This window comes from Chryseobacterium sp. ISL-6, from assembly GCF_018613715.1.
Classification (GTDB): domain Bacteria; phylum Bacteroidota; class Bacteroidia; order Flavobacteriales; family Weeksellaceae; genus Chryseobacterium; species Chryseobacterium paludis.
This window is the reverse complement of record NZ_JAGGPT010000001.1, coordinates 923,891-940,785: the sequence shown is the minus strand read 5'-3', so window position 1 is coordinate 940,785 and position 16,895 is coordinate 923,891. Positions and strand designations below refer to the sequence as shown.

At 36.1% G+C, this 16,895-nt stretch carries 9 protein-coding genes; 1 reads left to right on the top strand and 8 read right to left on the bottom strand.

All coding sequences use genetic code 11. The features are described 5' to 3' along the window. Positions 1-21 precede the first annotated feature (21 nt). A complete protein-coding gene (locus J7E44_RS04225) occupies positions 22-1,026 on the top strand; it encodes a bestrophin family protein (protein WP_214825913.1) in 1,005 nt (334 codons plus the stop codon). Between the two features lie 181 nt (positions 1,027-1,207). Here J7E44_RS04225 and J7E44_RS04220 read toward each other — a convergent pair whose 3' ends face one another. From J7E44_RS04220 to J7E44_RS04185, 8 genes are all read right to left on the bottom strand, one after another. Beyond that, entirely contained in the window at positions 1,208-1,534 is a 327-nt protein-coding gene (locus tag J7E44_RS04220) for a helix-turn-helix domain-containing protein (protein WP_214825911.1), read from the bottom strand. 76 nt (positions 1,535-1,610) lie between these two features. After that, the gene (locus J7E44_RS04215) at positions 1,611-2,033 is read right to left on the bottom strand and encodes a transposase (protein ID WP_214825910.1); all 423 of its coding nucleotides are present in this window, start codon (positions 2,031-2,033) and stop codon (positions 1,611-1,613) included. A gap of 242 nt (positions 2,034-2,275) precedes the next feature. Then, the gene (locus J7E44_RS04210; protein WP_214825909.1) at positions 2,276-8,476 is read right to left on the bottom strand and encodes a DUF8202 domain-containing protein; all 6,201 of its coding nucleotides are present in this window, start codon (positions 8,474-8,476) and stop codon (positions 2,276-2,278) included. A 208-nt stretch (positions 8,477-8,684) separates the two neighbouring features. Further along, entirely contained in the window at positions 8,685-9,209 is a 525-nt protein-coding gene (locus tag J7E44_RS04205; protein WP_214825908.1) for a phage tail-like protein, read from the bottom strand. Between the two features lie 245 nt (positions 9,210-9,454). Beyond that, positions 9,455-10,054, bottom strand: coding sequence for a hypothetical protein (locus tag J7E44_RS04200; RefSeq protein WP_214825907.1), 600 nt, complete (start codon positions 10,052-10,054; stop codon positions 9,455-9,457). 551 nt (positions 10,055-10,605) lie between these two features. Beyond that, positions 10,606-12,219 carry a helix-turn-helix domain-containing protein gene (locus tag J7E44_RS04195; RefSeq protein ID WP_214825906.1) on the bottom strand — a complete coding sequence of 538 codons (1,614 nt, stop codon included), beginning with the start codon at positions 12,217-12,219 and terminating at the stop codon, positions 10,606-10,608. A gap of 397 nt (positions 12,220-12,616) precedes the next feature. Beyond that, positions 12,617-14,947, bottom strand: a complete 2,331-nt coding sequence (locus J7E44_RS04190) for a T9SS type A sorting domain-containing protein (RefSeq protein WP_214825905.1) — start codon at positions 14,945-14,947, stop codon at positions 12,617-12,619. Positions 14,948-15,057: 110 nt separating this feature from the next. After that, positions 15,058-16,695, bottom strand: a complete 1,638-nt coding sequence (locus J7E44_RS04185; RefSeq protein ID WP_214825903.1) for a tetratricopeptide repeat protein — start codon at positions 16,693-16,695, stop codon at positions 15,058-15,060. Positions 16,696-16,895 lie beyond the last annotated feature (200 nt).

Sequence of the window (16,895 nt, the reverse complement as noted above, 5' to 3'; positions counted from 1 at the left end):
AAATAGATAAATAATTGGAATATGTATATTGGCAAATCATACAACCTTTTTGAATTTGTGATATGGACTAAAGGGAAAATATATATGTTGCTCCTCTTAAGTGCTATCCCTGTCATCTTATATGATGTACTCGAAATAAAATGGATAGCAATTCCCTGGTCAGTTATCGCAATGTTAGGGACAGCTACAGCGTTTATTTTAGGGTTTAAAAATAACTTAAGCTATAAACGTTCTCTAGATGCTCAAGATGTTTGGACATCAATTTTATCAAATAGTAGGGCTTGGGGGTTAGTAAGCAGAGATTATTTAAATAGTGAGATTTCAAAAGACCTTATTTATAGGCATATAGCTTGGGTTACTGCTTTACGTTATGGAATGAGAACACTCAAAACATGGGAGTCAACAAATGAAACAAATAATGTAGCATATCGTAAATTATTTAAGATTCCTGAACAAGAAACAAACCTTGAGGAGGAATTGGCAAAATATCTTATAGCCAGTGAGTTGCAAGCCGTTTTAAAATCTAAAAACATTTCAACCCATATTTTAAGTTTACAAAGTAAAACTTTGAAATCTCTTTATGACAAACAAGAAATTACAGTTTTACAATTTGTTGATATGGAAAAATCAATAAAAGACTTTTATAATTTACAAGGAAAAAGTGAACAGATAAAGAATTCACCATTTCCAGGCCAGTATAATACTATTAATAATTTGTTAGTCCGGTCTTTTACATTTTTGTTGCCTTATGGAATGTTGAATGACTTTGATAAGCTCAATGAAGGTATGGCTGGATTTATGAAGGGAAATATGATTTGGCTAATTATTCCTTTCAGCTTTTTAATTTCATGGCTATACTTTTCTATAGTTCAAGTGGGGGAAAATACTGAAAATCCATTTGAAGGAGGTGCGAATGATGTTCCAATATCTCAAATTAGTTTCCAATTAGAAATCGAATTAAGGCAAATGATCGGAGAAATTAATTTACCAGACTTTAGCATGCCTCAAAACAACATTATTTTATAAAAATCATGAGTACTCAGAAGAACATATTTAAAATCCGGCAAAGTCTAAGGTAACCCTGGATGAGAGCAAGTTTGTGAATGTTATTTTCATAAAAAAAATCACTTAAATATCTCTCAATGTACATTTTTTTAGATTATTCAAAAATCAAAATCTTTTTTTCCACTTAAGGATATCAACCTCTTTACTGAAACATCCTTCGCCATTTGGTCATTGTATTTCTGCTTAATCCAAAGTGTTCGGCTACCTGAAGATTGTTCATTCTATGATTCTTCTGGTAATCAAGGATACGCATTATATCTGTTTCATTGTAGGAGCGAAGTTTTTGATTTATCTTTTTTGCATCTTTATTTTTGGTGCCAAAAATTCTGTTATTCAGGTCCGTAATGTCCATGGCAGAAAGTATTTTTTTGCCCAATATCTTTTCGCACTCGGCTTTCTTATGAGGAAATCGTTGGTCAATGATGTCTGAATATATTCGTTTATAATTAGGTTGATTTTGTTTTTTCATTATATTATTTTAAAGATCCAGATAAAGTGATCCAATTATGGATGTTTCTAACTTTTCATTGCTAGATGTCTTTTGATCATTTATTATGTTTTGCTATCCATTTACATAGAGTGGTATAAGGTATCCCATACTCATTCGTAATTTGACGTTTGGTTTTTTCTTGTTTCTGTATCAGCTCCAAAATGAAATCTATTATCTCCTGAGTATAGATACTCTTCCTGAAACGAGGCAGCTTTGAAGAATCCTGCTCTTTTATTGGGGCTGAAGGAGGGGCGTAGAGTATCAAATGCTGAGAATATAGTCTGAAGAAATCATATTCAAGCAATTTACTCCATCTCAATAAAATATTGGTGGGTAGGTTTTCCTGTATGTACATTTCATTGATTTCTTCATCTGTACATTTCATGAAGTTGCAGATACGTAATAAGTCAATATTGCTTTCTTTAACCCGAAGGTGGATGAATTTCCCAATATGAATATTCCTGAAATTTGAATTCATAACTTATATTTCTTTTAAAAGAGACGATATTATGGTATTAATATTTTGATCGCAGTTGACAAATACCCAATAATATGGTAAATACATTGAGGCTTTGTTGGACGATGTTGAAACGTTTTTTATCATCGTATTGTTTTTCTTTATTTTAAATGTTGGTTTATTTTTTAATTGATAGTCTTAGCCCCGTTCCGTACAATACTTTCCGGAGCTAAGTTTCTATCAATTATCAAACCTGTACTTTTCTAATCAGGACAAGTTTGTGTGGAGATACAGTGCCAATTCATGGTTGCATCACCTTCCTTAAGGGTGTACATCTTCATACATTTGTTGGTAATATCATACACCATCATACCCTCTACAGGTGTTGTAATAACAGGAGTTATCCCATCAGCGGCAACAGGTTGGTTTGATGTATTAAACTTGACTCTGTTTGGAACAAAACCTTTGGTTTTTGCTTCCAACACCAGCCAGCCACCTTTTCTTACCATTGGCCAGTTGTCTGTACTTCCTGCTCCAGCTCTTCCAAGAGAGGTAACTCCTACTTTTGTAGGTAATGCTGGATTGCCAGTTGTAGCAATAGCACCTGGCTTATAGCAGTAAGCCTTTCCTTCAGCAAACGTGATGTACCTTATGGTATTATCTGCATTGAAGTCATTCATGAATACCCATTTACCGCCTGCGAATATTCCAGTGATTGTTTTTACATTTGTTGTGAAAGTTGCATCATCTGCTACAATCATCTGAATGTTGTTTCCAGCTGAGAAAATAGCTCCATAAGCTGAGAGGTCTGCCTCAAAGTATAGGCTTCCAGAAGTATTTGAACGTTGAGATAGCCATGTTCTCTGGATTCTCTGCAGTGTAGTTCCGGCAATTGTGATGTTAACAAGCGGTGTTGCCGTAACATTGTTATCTCCAAGCAGGAAGTATGTTTTATCATTCGTAAATCCTGTTCGCGTTGCAAGTTGGTTCGGAGAAGCAAAATCATTGATCGTGGCAACAGTGAGAATTGTTCCTGCATTGACACTTTTCGATACCTTTTGTTCTAACATTTCAATATCGTCACGAGATATTCCAAAAATGTTATTGTTGAACGTAGTATTGGCTGCTCCGTTCCATACTGTGTTTCCATCTGTATTCAGATAATGGTCAGTATTTACTTGTCCCAGCGTAATACCATATTTAATAGCAAGATAGGAATCCACTCTTCTACGTTCAGCGGTGGTAAGGTTACCTTCTCCATAAACAATTGTTTCTCCCAGATTTCCAACAAAACCTCCATTATCACTTCCATTGGAGCCTATTTGTGTAGAACCGAAGGTATGCCCTCCGTTTAGAAAGCCTATGGAAGTATGTGCTCCAGTCATCGAAACGACACCTCCGTTGATTCCTTTACCAGTAGTGGTATTTAATAGATTGTGATATACAATGCTTGGAATCGTCGTTGACCTTATTCCTCCAGGATTAGCAAGAAATCTATACCCTTCATCAGCTCTTACTCTTTCTGTTCTATTGTCATACATATCGCCAAAACCATCCCAATAGTTGATGCTACCACTTAATTTAGAATGATCCAATAAAGAGCTAAATATCCTTCCATTTCCGCCAGGGTTTGATAACCCATCTTTTGTCAAGATAAAGATATCATAGGTATTGTTGCCAAAGGTTCTTACTGATGTATTTCCAATCGTTTGAGTATTTGCAGTAAAATTGACACCTGGATTGAAGTTAAAGTAATTGGCCGCACCCATCTTGAATTTTGGCAGGGCATTGGTTCCCAATTGTGCTGATGTAGTTCCTGAGAACTGATCAGTCCATGCTGTAATATCTGTCCCATCTCCTGTATTTGCAGCATCTTTATCAGCCCGGTACCAATAGGAAAGATTATTCACAACTCCACCCGGAGCAAGTCCAAAACCTGCAAAAGTGAAGAACTGCCCATCGGTTAATGTTACATTAGCTGTTTTGTAGATCTCACCGTTTATAGTTACTTCGGTCACCATTGGAGTGAAGGTAGAAGTTAGGTCAAATACAGGACCTGCAGACTGCACCAGGTATAGATTTTTTATTCCTTTAGGCCAGGCAACTGTTACAGTTCCTACACTATTGGTATTCTGTACCTTCCAGATGGCTTCAAAACGATAGTTCGTTTCCCCATTCGCTCCTGCAGTGTAAACTAGTGGAGTAGTCATTGATTGTTTAAGCCCATTGTCTCCTATGATCAGGAATTGTCCTTCCGTCAAAGAATTGGTATTGCCAATATTGGTATTGGCCAATGAATTTCCTACTCCAATTATTAGTTTTTGACCATCATTTACACTTCGTGATTGTTTTTGATGTAAAGCTGATGTATTATCTCTTGCTATACCCAAAATATTATTGTAATAGTTATTGGATGATCCATTCCAAACCACATTGCCTGCAGAGCTTAAATAATTTCTGCTTTGTTCTTTGCTCAGCGTTTGTCCATATTTAATAGCAAGATAAGATTCTACCTTATTTACCTCCAGATCAGTTAGCTTATCAGCGAAAACAATCATTTCATTTTCTTGCCCAATCAATTGTGCCCCGGCATCTGCTTTTCCTACCATTAAGGCACTACGGCTTACATCGGTATTTACATTTGAAATATTGATGTCGAAGGTCTGATGGAATCCGTTTAATGTGATGCTTACTGCATTGTTTCCTCCCGTTCCTGCGCCATTCTCCCAGGTACCGCCACCAATATAAGATCCATTGATCGTGTAGGTACTTTGAGGGGCATATTCACCTATTACAGGATAGAACAAAAATTTATTTCCTGTAAAGCTATACAGACCAGGGTCATCCATTGCATTTCCGGAACCGGCTGTTCCAAATCCCAGTAATGAAGAGGTTGCACTTGTTGTGTTTCCAGCTGAGAACAATGCTCCTTTGCTTCTATTCAACAGGTACCCTTGAGCATCTACCGGAGCATATTGCATCCATTTTTGAGTTCCATCGTAAATTACCGTTGGGTTGAAATTTGCTAAAGTAGTATTAGAAAACTTCGGACGATAGCCTGTTGTTGACTGTAAAAGAGGGAAAGGTTTGTTATTAAATTCGTTCCATTGCTGAACATTAGCATTATCTACAGCGATCGTAGTTCCGGCGTCTGAGAATAGGTTTGAAGCAGCATCAGCACGATACCACGCAGCGGAAAATACTCCACCCGGTGCATATGCAAAACCGGCAAAGGTAAAATATTGACCGTTCGTTAATGTTGCGGTAGCTGTGTTATATACAATTCCGTTTACAGTAACCTCAGTAACCATTGGGGTAAAGTTGTCATTGCCATCAATTGCAGCATCTGAAGACTGAACTAAGTACATATTGTTCACTCCTTTAGGCCAAGCAACCGTTATGGTACCCACATTTCCTGAGTTTTGTACTTTCCAGATAGATTCAAAACGGTAGTTAACCACACCATTAGAGCCTGTAGTGTAAGAAAATGGTGTTTTAAGGCTTTGCTCCAAACCATTATCTCCTGTCATCAGGAATTGCATGTCATTAGCTAAGCCTGTACTGTTGGCTGCATTACTATCTGCAAATCCTGTTGTAGAAATGACAAGCTTCTGTCCGCTATTTGTACTTCCCGATTGCTTTTGATGTAATAAGGTGAGATCATCTTTGGCAATACCGAAAATATTATTGTTGTAGCCCGTATTAATGGTTCTGTCCCATATCACATTGCTGGTTGTTGAAAGATAATTCTCGCTCAATGTAGCCCCATTCTTGACAGCCAGATAGGAATTTATCCTCGACTGTTCATTCGCTGTTAAGGCACGTTTGAACCATAAAATTTCCATAATATCTCCAGGGAAAGCACCTGGTGCATCCCAGCCGGCCTGGCCTACTCTTAGATTACGACCATATAACTGAAATTTATTAGATCCGGTAAATGAAGTTGTTTCATAAGTACCATTCAGACCCAATCTTTTTTCTCCTCCGGATGAAGCCGAAGATCCTCCGTTGGCAACAGAATTATTAGCTATTACCGAGAACACGTTGGATGAACCGATATTGAAATTTGTAGAGAAATCTGTTGAGGTAGTAACATTATAATATTCATAATGTCTTGGCTTCCCATTGGCAATTGATGCTGCAGGTTCAGAAGCATAGGTTGCATCATCATCAATCCCTGTAATGCGTCCGGTTCCCGAAGTGCTGGGTCTTACTGCAGAGAAAATGGAATGGGATATATTAGGCAGTTCACCATTGGTAGGGTTCATTACAGAAGCCGTATTATAAAAGAATTTAGAAGTGGTATAACCGGTAGTATAAGGATTGAAATTATGGCTTCTGTCTGCAGGAGATAATGTTACCCCTCCCACATTCGGTATATTATCTGCATTTAAGGAATGATCCTTCCATGCCGTAGCAATACTTCCGGCATCATCCGATTTTACCCAAAATTCGGTTCCCTGCACTCCACCGGGGCCAGGAGCTGTAATGGTAACGGTAAGATCGCTGGTACTTGTACAGGTACCGGTGGTAACAGTCCATCTGAAAGTATATGTCCCTGAACTGGTAAGTCCTGTAACATTGGTATTATATAGGGATGGATTGGTGATTATAGGATTTGGAGCTCCGGCTGGTTTTGAAATCACGGTCCATAAACCTGTAGATGATGCTCCTGGATTATTCCCATTGAGAGAGGTTTGTGAAGCTCCTATTCCCAAGATTTGATTGGATCCTGCATTGGCATTTACCTGTGGGGATACGAATATTGAAAATGTACCCTCCGGAGAAGTTCCCGAGCATGCATATTCTTTATCCAGAAATCTGGAATCCACTCCACCTGCATTAGGAACAGCCCTTATCTTGAATACATACTCTCCCTGCTTATCTAAATTACTTATCGTGGTAGAAGTATTTGTCAATGTCCTGAGATTACTGGATTCGTAAGCAGGATTGGCAGCTCCGGCTGGCTTGGAAACCAGAGTAAAGTTATATACACCAGAAAATTCCTGAAGGTAGCTAGCGTTGACTACTCCTTGATATACAGCAGGTAAAGGAATCGTTGCCGTTACAATACCTGATCCTGTATAACATATTGTAGTATTTGGGACAGCCACATTCGGGCGGCTACCGTCTGAAATATGAATATAATAATCCTGACTATTACCGCAGGTGCCATTTTTAACTGCTAAATTAACAATGTAAGTTCCCACTCGCCAACCTCCGGCAGGTGGTGTTACCACTACGTTCCTGTTCATCGTCCCGGCTCCGTTCAAAACTAAAGTGGGATTTCCTCCGGAAGGAACAATACCCGAATTACCAACTGTCGTGGTAAGTGTTGCTGGGTCTGAGGGATCAATTTTGAAATAGATGGTAATAGGTGCCGTTGTACCTGCCTTATTACAATACACGGCACCCCCGCTACCGGTTGCACCATAGTACTGCATTTGTTCAGGATAAGAGGAATCGATAAAACTTACTAGTTTGGGATCTGTTCCATTATAGTTATAGGTTATCTGAGGAGTTGTGTATGTTCCATTGGCATTGGTAACGGTGATGGTGAACACATAGGCTCCTGTAACATTTACACCATTGAAGTAGATAGAACTATTTCTTATTTGATAAAATGAAATATTTCCACCTGCTGGTTGGCTGATGGCATTTATGGTAACTGTTGTTCCAAATGCCTGGTTTCCAGATGAGTTTGGCGTATTGGTTGCCAACATAGGAGAGGTTCCGCTCAAACTGATATACCGGTTGGTGTCTGTCGATGGATAGCATCTGTTATGGGTTGCGGGAAGACTTATTTGTGGATTAGGGATGAACCTTATGATTGCATCATCTTCGTACCAACAGTTTGGATTGTTGATAGATGTTATCCTTAATACTGCACGATAAGCTGGGTCAATGTCATGATTAGCTTTCTTTGTAAGGGTTAGGGTAGGGGTGGCGGTTGTCGTATTAGACATCGTTGCATTCGTGGTGGTGGTCTGATTATAATATTCTTTATTATAAATGTTATAATAGGTCCACGATGCGGTATACCCTGCAGGAATTATTGCATTTAAGGTTGCAGTACCGGTAATGGCAGAAACATTGGTGATGTCAGGTCCTGCGGTAAAAGATGAAACCTCTCCCGGGGCAGTAATGGTTATTTGTGAGGTTGCCGTGCCTGTAGTACAGTTCTGGGCAATCTGAAACACATAATTTCCAGGAGAGGTCATTCCTGTGACATTGGTATTATAACCTGAAGGGGTTACAATAATTGGGTTGGGGGCACCGGAAGGTTTGGATATCAGTGTCCACACTGGATTTCCAGCTGAGCTTCCCCCGGAGCTTCCCGATAAATTGGCAGACGTGCCACAAATGACGGCATTGGCTCCTGCATTGATGTTGCAGCTTTGTGCCAAAATCATCATATTACCCATAATGAGGAATATGAAGAAAAAGACGATTTGTTTTTTCATAATATATTAGTTTTTAGCCGGATTTTCGGTATGTGCGTTTTTATACTGTGATTTTTTATAAATATGACGATGTGTTTTATGAATTGAACTTTATAGAGATATCCAATATGATCTTTGAACACTTGATATTAATACCTACTTGAGTAGAGACAGTCATGTTTATAAAAAATGCGCTAATAAAAGTGTATTTCTTCCATATTTCATTCATTTAAGGTTTCCAGAAAGTCCAGACTTTGCCGTTGTATATGGCAAGTTGTCGTTTAACAGTGTCATAAGCCATCATTCCAGGAGCGGGGTCGATGATGTTAAGGTGTGGACTGGCTACTTTGGGTAATATCATTGCCTTGTTGGTGTCGGATAAAACCAACATACCAGGTGTACTGTCTGTGGCAGCTGCTGATCCGATGACTGATTTTGCGGTCGTAGATTCCGTTTTATTGGTCTGGATCAAAATATCTGCTGTTCCGGAGTTGTCAACACTTAAATCAGTCCATGTTCCGGAGTCCTTCAGGTATTTTACTTTGTGGTCGGTCGTATCATAAATGATGGTACCGTTGTCTGTAATTCCTGTTTTTGTTTCTACATAGGGAACTACGAATCCCCGATTTTCTGTATCTGCAAATTCCAAAGATACCGAAGCATTGGTTACTGTCGGTTTTCCTATGGCAATCTGAGATTTTACAGTACCCGTTACAGCAAGTAAAATTGCTATGGGTAGAAGTTGTTTTTTCATGATTTTTAATTAGGTTTTATTTGAATTGAATGTTTTATTTCCAAAAAAGACGCCTGAAAAGAAAATAGTCGTTGAGTGTATTCAGCCCAGGATTATCAGTAGCCTTTGGTTGTTGCCAATGATGGTTTCTTCTCCTTTTTTGTTTGAGTCAAAAAAACGACGTTACCTGTTCACATCGGACAAACCGGCGAATATGGATACATATGTTGAAATTTTCGTTTAATAAAGAGCTATCCGATGATTTGTTAAGCGATAGCCATACATAGAAATGGGGGAGGTCGGTTGAAATTTCTAAAGAACTCTAAATTTGAAACCCCACGGTTTTTATAGTTTTTTTTCAGGAAAGTATCTGGTAAATGGATTAGAATAGGCATCCTGTTTTCGGACCCAAAAAAAAGGAATTTCATCGTTCGTTGATTGGGTCTTATGATTTGCTTATCATTGTCGGAAACAGCCAGTAAAGATTTCTCTGATTGTGTATTTCCACTGAAAATTAATGTGGATCTATTGCTGTTTTTAACGATTTGAGAAATAGCCTGTCTTTTTTTGTATTTCCTTTTATTGGATACAAGTGTATTTTTTCCTTTGAGAATTTTCTTTATTTTATCCTTTTTCGGATGGGAAACATATATTCGTTTCATACCTGAAACGATAGTACCCTCTGATACAACTATAGCAGTTGATGCATGAAGAGTATCTGATGAAGGAGCTTCGTTACGTATACAAACAGCCTGTATGATCTGAAAGTTGATTAACAACAAGATGAATAAGAAAAACCTCCTCCCTCCAAGTGAATGCAGAGAGAAGATTTGGTTCATCATGTTATTTTCAGAATCGGTTGTCATTTTGATGCAATATTATGAATGCCACAATGCCTGTACAAGGCTGATGCATGAATAATTCGGAAAGTTTCATGTGTTGTTTGATTGATTTTACAATTTTCATGTACTGAAAATCAGTTTGTTGAAAAATATCAAGGTATTTGTTTAAAATTTTAGAAATCCCAAATAGGTATTTGATTTTTGGGATATATGTTAAATATTAGTACTGAAGTTTACGGAAGATTTCCAAAGCAAATGAACTCTGATTTGAATTTTAGCTTAGATTGAGATAATCAGGAAGAGGCTTTAGAAATGGATATCCAACTGAAGGGGTAAAATACTTCCAGACCAATAATTTGTACATTTCAGTTCAACCAGATGATAGTATAAATTTTTAAGGAGCTATAGTACAATGACTTTTCTTTTACAGAATGTAACATCCTTCAAGAGCTTGGAATGGTATCCAGCTAAAGTAATATTTGCCGCTATAGGTACGGTTGTATTGTGCTCATGGATTGAATAGACTTTTTTTGCAAAGGTATATTGATGCTATTCCTTTTTAAAATTATTTTGTATTACAGTATTTCCAGTTCAGTCTTCTTTTTCAGATTGTTAATAAAATCTGAGGGAGTTAGACCTGTTTCTTTTTTAAATGCTGTCTGAAAGACCCTATGATTGGCATAGCCACATAACTCTGCCAAAGAAGTAATCTTATATTTTCTGTATACAGCATCCTCATACAGTTTCCTGGTAATATATTCAATTCTAAGGCTGTTGATGTAATGATTGAAGTTCTTGTCCTTATAGGATTTTATGACTTCTGAAAGATATTTTGTATTGGTGCCAAAATTACTTGCCATACTGGCTATTGTAATATCACTTTTCAGGTATTTCTCTGTTTTTTCAAATTTGGATATCTTAGTCAATAGTTGATTGACCGTTTCCTCAGCAATTGTTTTCGGAGCTTTTACTGCTTTTTCTCCATCCTTCTCCATTTCATTCTTTTGGTTTTCTGACTCATGCTTTATTTTGGTAATGAGTTCCTGAAATCTCTGTTGTAAGACTTTATTCCTGCTTTTCCAATAGTACCAAACACCACCACATCCCAGCATTGTTATAATGAAGAACACATATAAGTAGTTTCTAAGGCTGCTGCTTTTTTCCTTTTCCTTTTCTTTTTTTATTGCTGTGGTAACTTTATTCACCGAATGTTTTTCTGCAATTTTAATACTGTCCCTGAGCTTTGTAAGAAGTTGATTGTATTTTTTTCCCTCAAGAGTATTATTTTTAGCCAAATAGGCCTCCGTCATGATTTCGTAGAAAATTTCCCGACTGGAAGGGGATGAAATTTTTTGCTCAAGTTCTAAGCCTTTCTGAGCATAGTGTATGGCCTTGTCGTTATCTTTTTGGTCAAAGTAAAAATCACCAGCCGTTCTGTATAGGTTCATTTTATTGAGTGAACTTATTTCCCTATTTTCTGCAATCTTCAATGATTTTAAAAGATATGTCTCTGCTGTCCTTGGTTCGGTGGGCTGAATGATCCATAAATAATACAATGTCAGGTTTGCCTGTATGGAAAGAATCAAATCATATTTCTTTTTTAGTGATATACTTGATTTTTTTTCAGATATTTTTTCTGCTTCGCTTAACCCTTTTATGAGATATAGGCGTACGGAATCAGGTTGTTTTTTGCTTTGATCAAAATAACCGGAATAGTTAGAATAAAATAAGCTGCTGTAATAATGACGCACATCATTGTCCTTGATTTTTGCCAAATATCTTTTTGAAAGCTGATAAGCTTTGTGGGAATCTTCCAGAAACCCCAAATCCCCCAATGAACCTGCTTTCATCTTATACATATTGGATACTTCCTGTGGCGGTGAATCTTCATTGATGTGGTTTTCCAGGTCTGTTGCAACCTCAATAACTTTCTCCGAATTATCCAATGTTGAATATGTTCGTATCAGTTCAGTACCAATGGAGAATGCAACATTGTATTTATTTTCCTTTGCAGTTCTGTAGCTTTTTTCCAGTTGTTTTATGGTATTGCTTACGATACTTGTACTGCCGATCTTGTGTTGTATGTCGTGTAATTCGTTCTTTAATTGTTCTTCGGATATTTTCTGGCTTTTTCCTAAGGTGAATAGATGTAGGATGATAAGGAATAAAATGGATTGGTAAGCTCTCATTTGACTGGAATTCAATGGTAATTTTGTTTGAAAAAGTGTTTTTACAAATGTATGATATTTCAAGCAAGTTAGCTGTTGTAAGATGGTTGAAAATGATATAATATTAATAAGTAAGGGTAATTTGAAATATTTTTAATGCTAATCTTTTTCTGAAATACGAATAAGTAAAATTACTGTCATTATAGCTTGATTTACTGTATGGATAAGCGGTTTTATACAAATTATAGGCACTTATATGGAGTATGGACTTGTAAAAGAGTAGCCAGTAGATAACAGATTGGATGTTTGAGGAATTTAGAAAGAATATTTAAGAAAATGTTCAGATAGCTTTTAAAAATGGATGAAAATAAAAAACCGCCCTTGGGAGACGGTTTAAGGATGATAATACCTGATAAAGTTAATTTTTGATAAATTTTTTAATTATAGTAGTTGCATTTTTCTGATCCGCCTTCAGAAGATAGACCCCTTTTGTAAGACCGGAAATGTCAATGCTAGTTTTATTTTCTGATGTTGAAACTAGCTGCCCTGTTGTGTTGTAAATCGTTACTTTAAGTTTAGATGTATTTTTAACTAATTTGATATTGATCACATCCTGAGCAGGATTGGGATAAATACTGATATCATCTTTTACGATAACAGGATTTGAAGTTCCTAACGTTGAGAAGTCTATAACGTCTTTCAGGATGCCTAATGAATTTGTCATCAAATAGACTTCTGCTGTAGTAGGGCTTACAAAACGCATTGTACCATCGATAACTACTGTGTTAAAATAGTTGGATGCCGTTCTTACCTGCCAGTTTGTTCCGTTATTATTCGTGTAAATCACTTTTGGAAGCGTAGCTAAATATGAATTTCCAATACCTATAATTTGTCCGTTTTGTTTTGTGGAATGTTCAACTTTATGAACCATTTCGTTATAAATTCTAGACCATGTATTTCCTCCATCTAAAGAAGTATATATTCCGTTTGATGCTGCCATTGTATATTGGTTTGCATTCAATGGGTTTTGAACTAAACTTAACGCGATGTTTGGAAGGATTAAATCTTGCAAGCCGACTGTGATTTCCGTCCATGTTGTTCCTCCGTTTGTTGTTTTAAATAATCTGTTTCCAACAGTTACTAATACTTCATTAGAATTACTCTGATTTACTTTGATTCCAAAAATATAATCACCATCATAAGGCAGGGTTATGACATCGTTTATTACATTATTGATATTGGTGAAATTAGACCTGATCAGGCTTGCATTTATCCCATTAAAAGTGGCAATCCATGCTATGTTTTGGTTGGTAGGATCTGTTTCGGCAGCAGTAAAACCAGTGTCAAAAGTATTATAAATTGACGTTGATGTTGCACCATAATCATCACTTACCTTAACATTATTTCCCATCCCAAAAGATTCTTCATAACTGTAAGTTCTTCCCGGTTTTTTTTTATCTGCATACATAAGCGGAATTTGCTGACCCACCGGAAACTCGCTAAGAGGATAAACATTAATAGGAGTTTCTTGATTATTGACTAGGTTTTTGACTGTATAACCATATTGCACTCCATATATCAATTTGTCTGTACCATTATCATCTATAAGATTTATTTTACCCATCCCCATAAAAAACGGGTTTGCAATAGAGGTAAGTGTTATTCCTTTATCTGTTGAGAATTTTGCATAACGATTATTTGAAATTAAAACATGGTTTAAGTTATTAGGATTAAAGGCTGCGTCTATCCCGTAGAAATAGGAATGACCATCTATCAAACCATTATGAAAAGTTGTAGTCCACGTACTCCCAGCATTGGTGGTTACGGCAATTCTATCATCACCCATTACAATAACATGGTTGGTGTCATTGGGATTTATCTGAATTTTAGGAACATTTCTTAATCCCTGTGTACTTGTTGACCAGGTAATTCCTGTTTGTTCATTCCACGTAGTTCCTCCATCTGTTGATTTATAGACAGCCTGATGTTGGTTAAGATATGACCAAAGAATACCACTTCCGGCATAAAGAATATTGGTATTTTCAGGATCAATTGCTATTGACTGTAAAATAAGACCGTTTAATGTTTCTGTCCACGTAGCTCCAGCGTTAGTGGATTTGAGTAAGCCGCCGTCAATATTTCCAGGACCTCCATTACGCACAATGTATAATGTTTGAGGATTCTGAGGATCCATGACAGCATCATTTAAAAGTACATCTTCATGATCCTGCCCATCATAAATTTTCGTCCATGTCGTACCACCGTTTGTTGTATAAAAAAATTTATTACTACCACCATTAGTAAGCATTGTGGCAGTAGTCATGTTTCCATTATCATAAATAGAATAGTTGGTGATAGCTTCTATAGACTGATTTGAAGGAAAATTAAATTCTTTTACAACATTTAATGTTTGCAGATTCAGTACAATAATTTTGTTTAATGGACTGCCTAGGCCAAAATGCTGAATAAAACTTACAGCAGTACCATTGTTGGTAAGATGCATCTCTTTTATATCCGCAGTATAAGCGGGATAAGGAAGAGTGTATAGTATTTCCCAATGTGTGCCATTGTCGTTGGAAACCACAATGTGTTTATCAACATAAGTAGTTGCATAGACTCTGTTGGGAACATTTTTGTCATAAACAAAATTTCGCAGCTGTCCATATTGCGGGTCTCCAGCAAAGCTCACTTGCGCGAAAGCAAGCTGTAGAAACATAATAAAAAATAAAGTAAATACAGTTTTCTTCATAATACTTGTTTAGTTGTTAAGGAATACAAATTTATTTTTTGAAGAAAACTTTCAATACAATGAAAAGGGAAATAGTGAGACTGAAAATGGAAAAAACGTGACTTTTTTATTTAAACATTTGATAGATAGCTATATAAATCATTTGAATTTTGAAGGTTTAATCTTTTTGAAACCCTTTCTTTTCTTTTTCTACATGCTTCAATGGTAATATTAAATATTGATGAAATTTCTTTAGTAGAAAGATTCATGTAGATATAACTGATGTAGCGAATGTCATTCAGTGTAAGATCAGGATGTTTCTCTTTAAGGTTACTAATGAACTTGCTGTTGATTTTTTCAAAATGAGATAAAAAGTCGTCGTTATTTTCCTCTTTAGTGAGTATTAATTTCAATTGATCCAATTGTTGAGAGAGCTGATCATTTTTGATCATTTCAGGGTTTCTTTTTAATTGAAGAATGTATTGTTCTATTTTATCATTTCTCTGTGCGATATGGATAGCATTGGCAGCTAATTTTCTGTTTCTGTTTTCCAATTCGTTTCTGAGCTTTTCTTTTTCTAAAAGAGTTTCGGTCTCTTTTTCCTTGATTTGTTTTTCTAATAAGAGATTGTCGGTTTCTTTATTTTTTAATTCTAAGGAAATAATCTGCTCGTTTCTTTCAGCAATAGTTCTTTTTTGTCTGTTCTTTAAATAAAGAGTTCTGAATAATAAGCTTAGTAATCCGAGAATCAAGATGCAGAATCCTGCGATGTAAAATTTTAATCTTTTTTCACTTTTAAGTTCTTTTTCTGAATCCTGAAGTTTTAGTTTGATTTCGCTGTTTTGATACATTGCCTGATTTTTAATGGCACTAAGGGAATCTTTAACAATAATTACCGAATCTTTATATTGTAAAGCCTTGGTATGATCTCCAATGCTGAAGTAAAGGCTTGAAAACTGATTGTAAATGTCTTTATTATTGCTGTAATTCAGATTCTCTTGCTGGGATTGTTTTATATAGTAGAGCGCTTTTTCGTTTTGGTTCTGGCCTTGATATGCCTGAGAAAGAATCAGTAATATTAAAATTCTATGATCCATGGATTCTTTACTTCTTAGTGTGTTTAGTAAAGGTTCAAGAATAGTTAGAACTTTATTATATTCTTTTCTTTCAAGGAAATTCTTGGCTTCTACAATAGATAGATCAATGGTAATTCTCGGATTATTTTCTATAGATAAAGCGGTTCTGGAAATTTTTACATACTCTAAAGCACGGTCTAATTGATGGGTGATATTATAAAGATCAGCTAAGTTGGCAGAGTATATCCCGATCCCGATATAGTCCTTATTGGCAACTGCTAACTCATAAGCTCTTTTTTGGTGCTTTTCAGACTCTTTATATTTTCCCTGTTGTAAATAGACGAGTGCTACATTATTTAATACCGTCATTTCGCGGTCACTTTTCAAATGTTTAATAGCGATAGAGTAGGCCTCCAAATAATAATCGAGTGCTGTGCTGTAATCATACATCTGATAATAATTGAGCCCGATACAGTTGGTCGCAATAAATTGCTGCTCATATAGTTTATTTTGTTCTGCAATTTTTTTTGCTTCTGCAAATGTTTCTAATGAAGTGCTGTGATTTTTTTTGTACAATGCATCAATCCCGTTTTTGATTAAATTGTTACAATATTCTGTGGAGTTAATTTTTTGAGCAGTAATAGTAACTGATGATAGAATAAACAAGAATAACAAAATAAGATGTTTCATCATATAGAATGTATCTAAAAAATAGTTTAATTAACATTAAGTCCTAAATGTTATTAAATGTACATAAAAGCTGGAAAACAGATGCAAATATTAACTGTAATATTCAAAATTAAAGAGAAATAAAAAAAACATCTGCCGTGAACATAGGATTTCTGTACCTGCTTTCTACCAATGGAAGCAGAAGCATGTAGGAATGAAATCAA

Coding starts and splice junctions, on each gene's coding strand:
- J7E44_RS04225 (WP_214825913.1), top strand. CDS start 22: ATGTATATTGGCAAATCATACAACCTTTTTGAATTTGTGATATGGACT.
- J7E44_RS04220 (WP_214825911.1), bottom strand. CDS start 1,534: ATGAAAAAACAAAATCAACCTAATTATAAACGAATATATTCAGACATC.
- J7E44_RS04215 (WP_214825910.1), bottom strand. CDS start 2,033: ATGAATTCAAATTTCAGGAATATTCATATTGGGAAATTCATCCACCTT.
- J7E44_RS04210 (WP_214825909.1), bottom strand. CDS start 8,476: ATGAAAAAACAAATCGTCTTTTTCTTCATATTCCTCATTATGGGTAAT.
- J7E44_RS04205 (WP_214825908.1), bottom strand. CDS start 9,209: ATGAAAAAACAACTTCTACCCATAGCAATTTTACTTGCTGTAACGGGT.
- J7E44_RS04200 (WP_214825907.1), bottom strand. CDS start 10,054: ATGACAACCGATTCTGAAAATAACATGATGAACCAAATCTTCTCTCTG.
- J7E44_RS04195 (WP_214825906.1), bottom strand. CDS start 12,219: ATGAGAGCTTACCAATCCATTTTATTCCTTATCATCCTACATCTATTC.
- J7E44_RS04190 (WP_214825905.1), bottom strand. CDS start 14,947: ATGAAGAAAACTGTATTTACTTTATTTTTTATTATGTTTCTACAGCTT.
- J7E44_RS04185 (WP_214825903.1), bottom strand. CDS start 16,695: ATGATGAAACATCTTATTTTGTTATTCTTGTTTATTCTATCATCAGTT.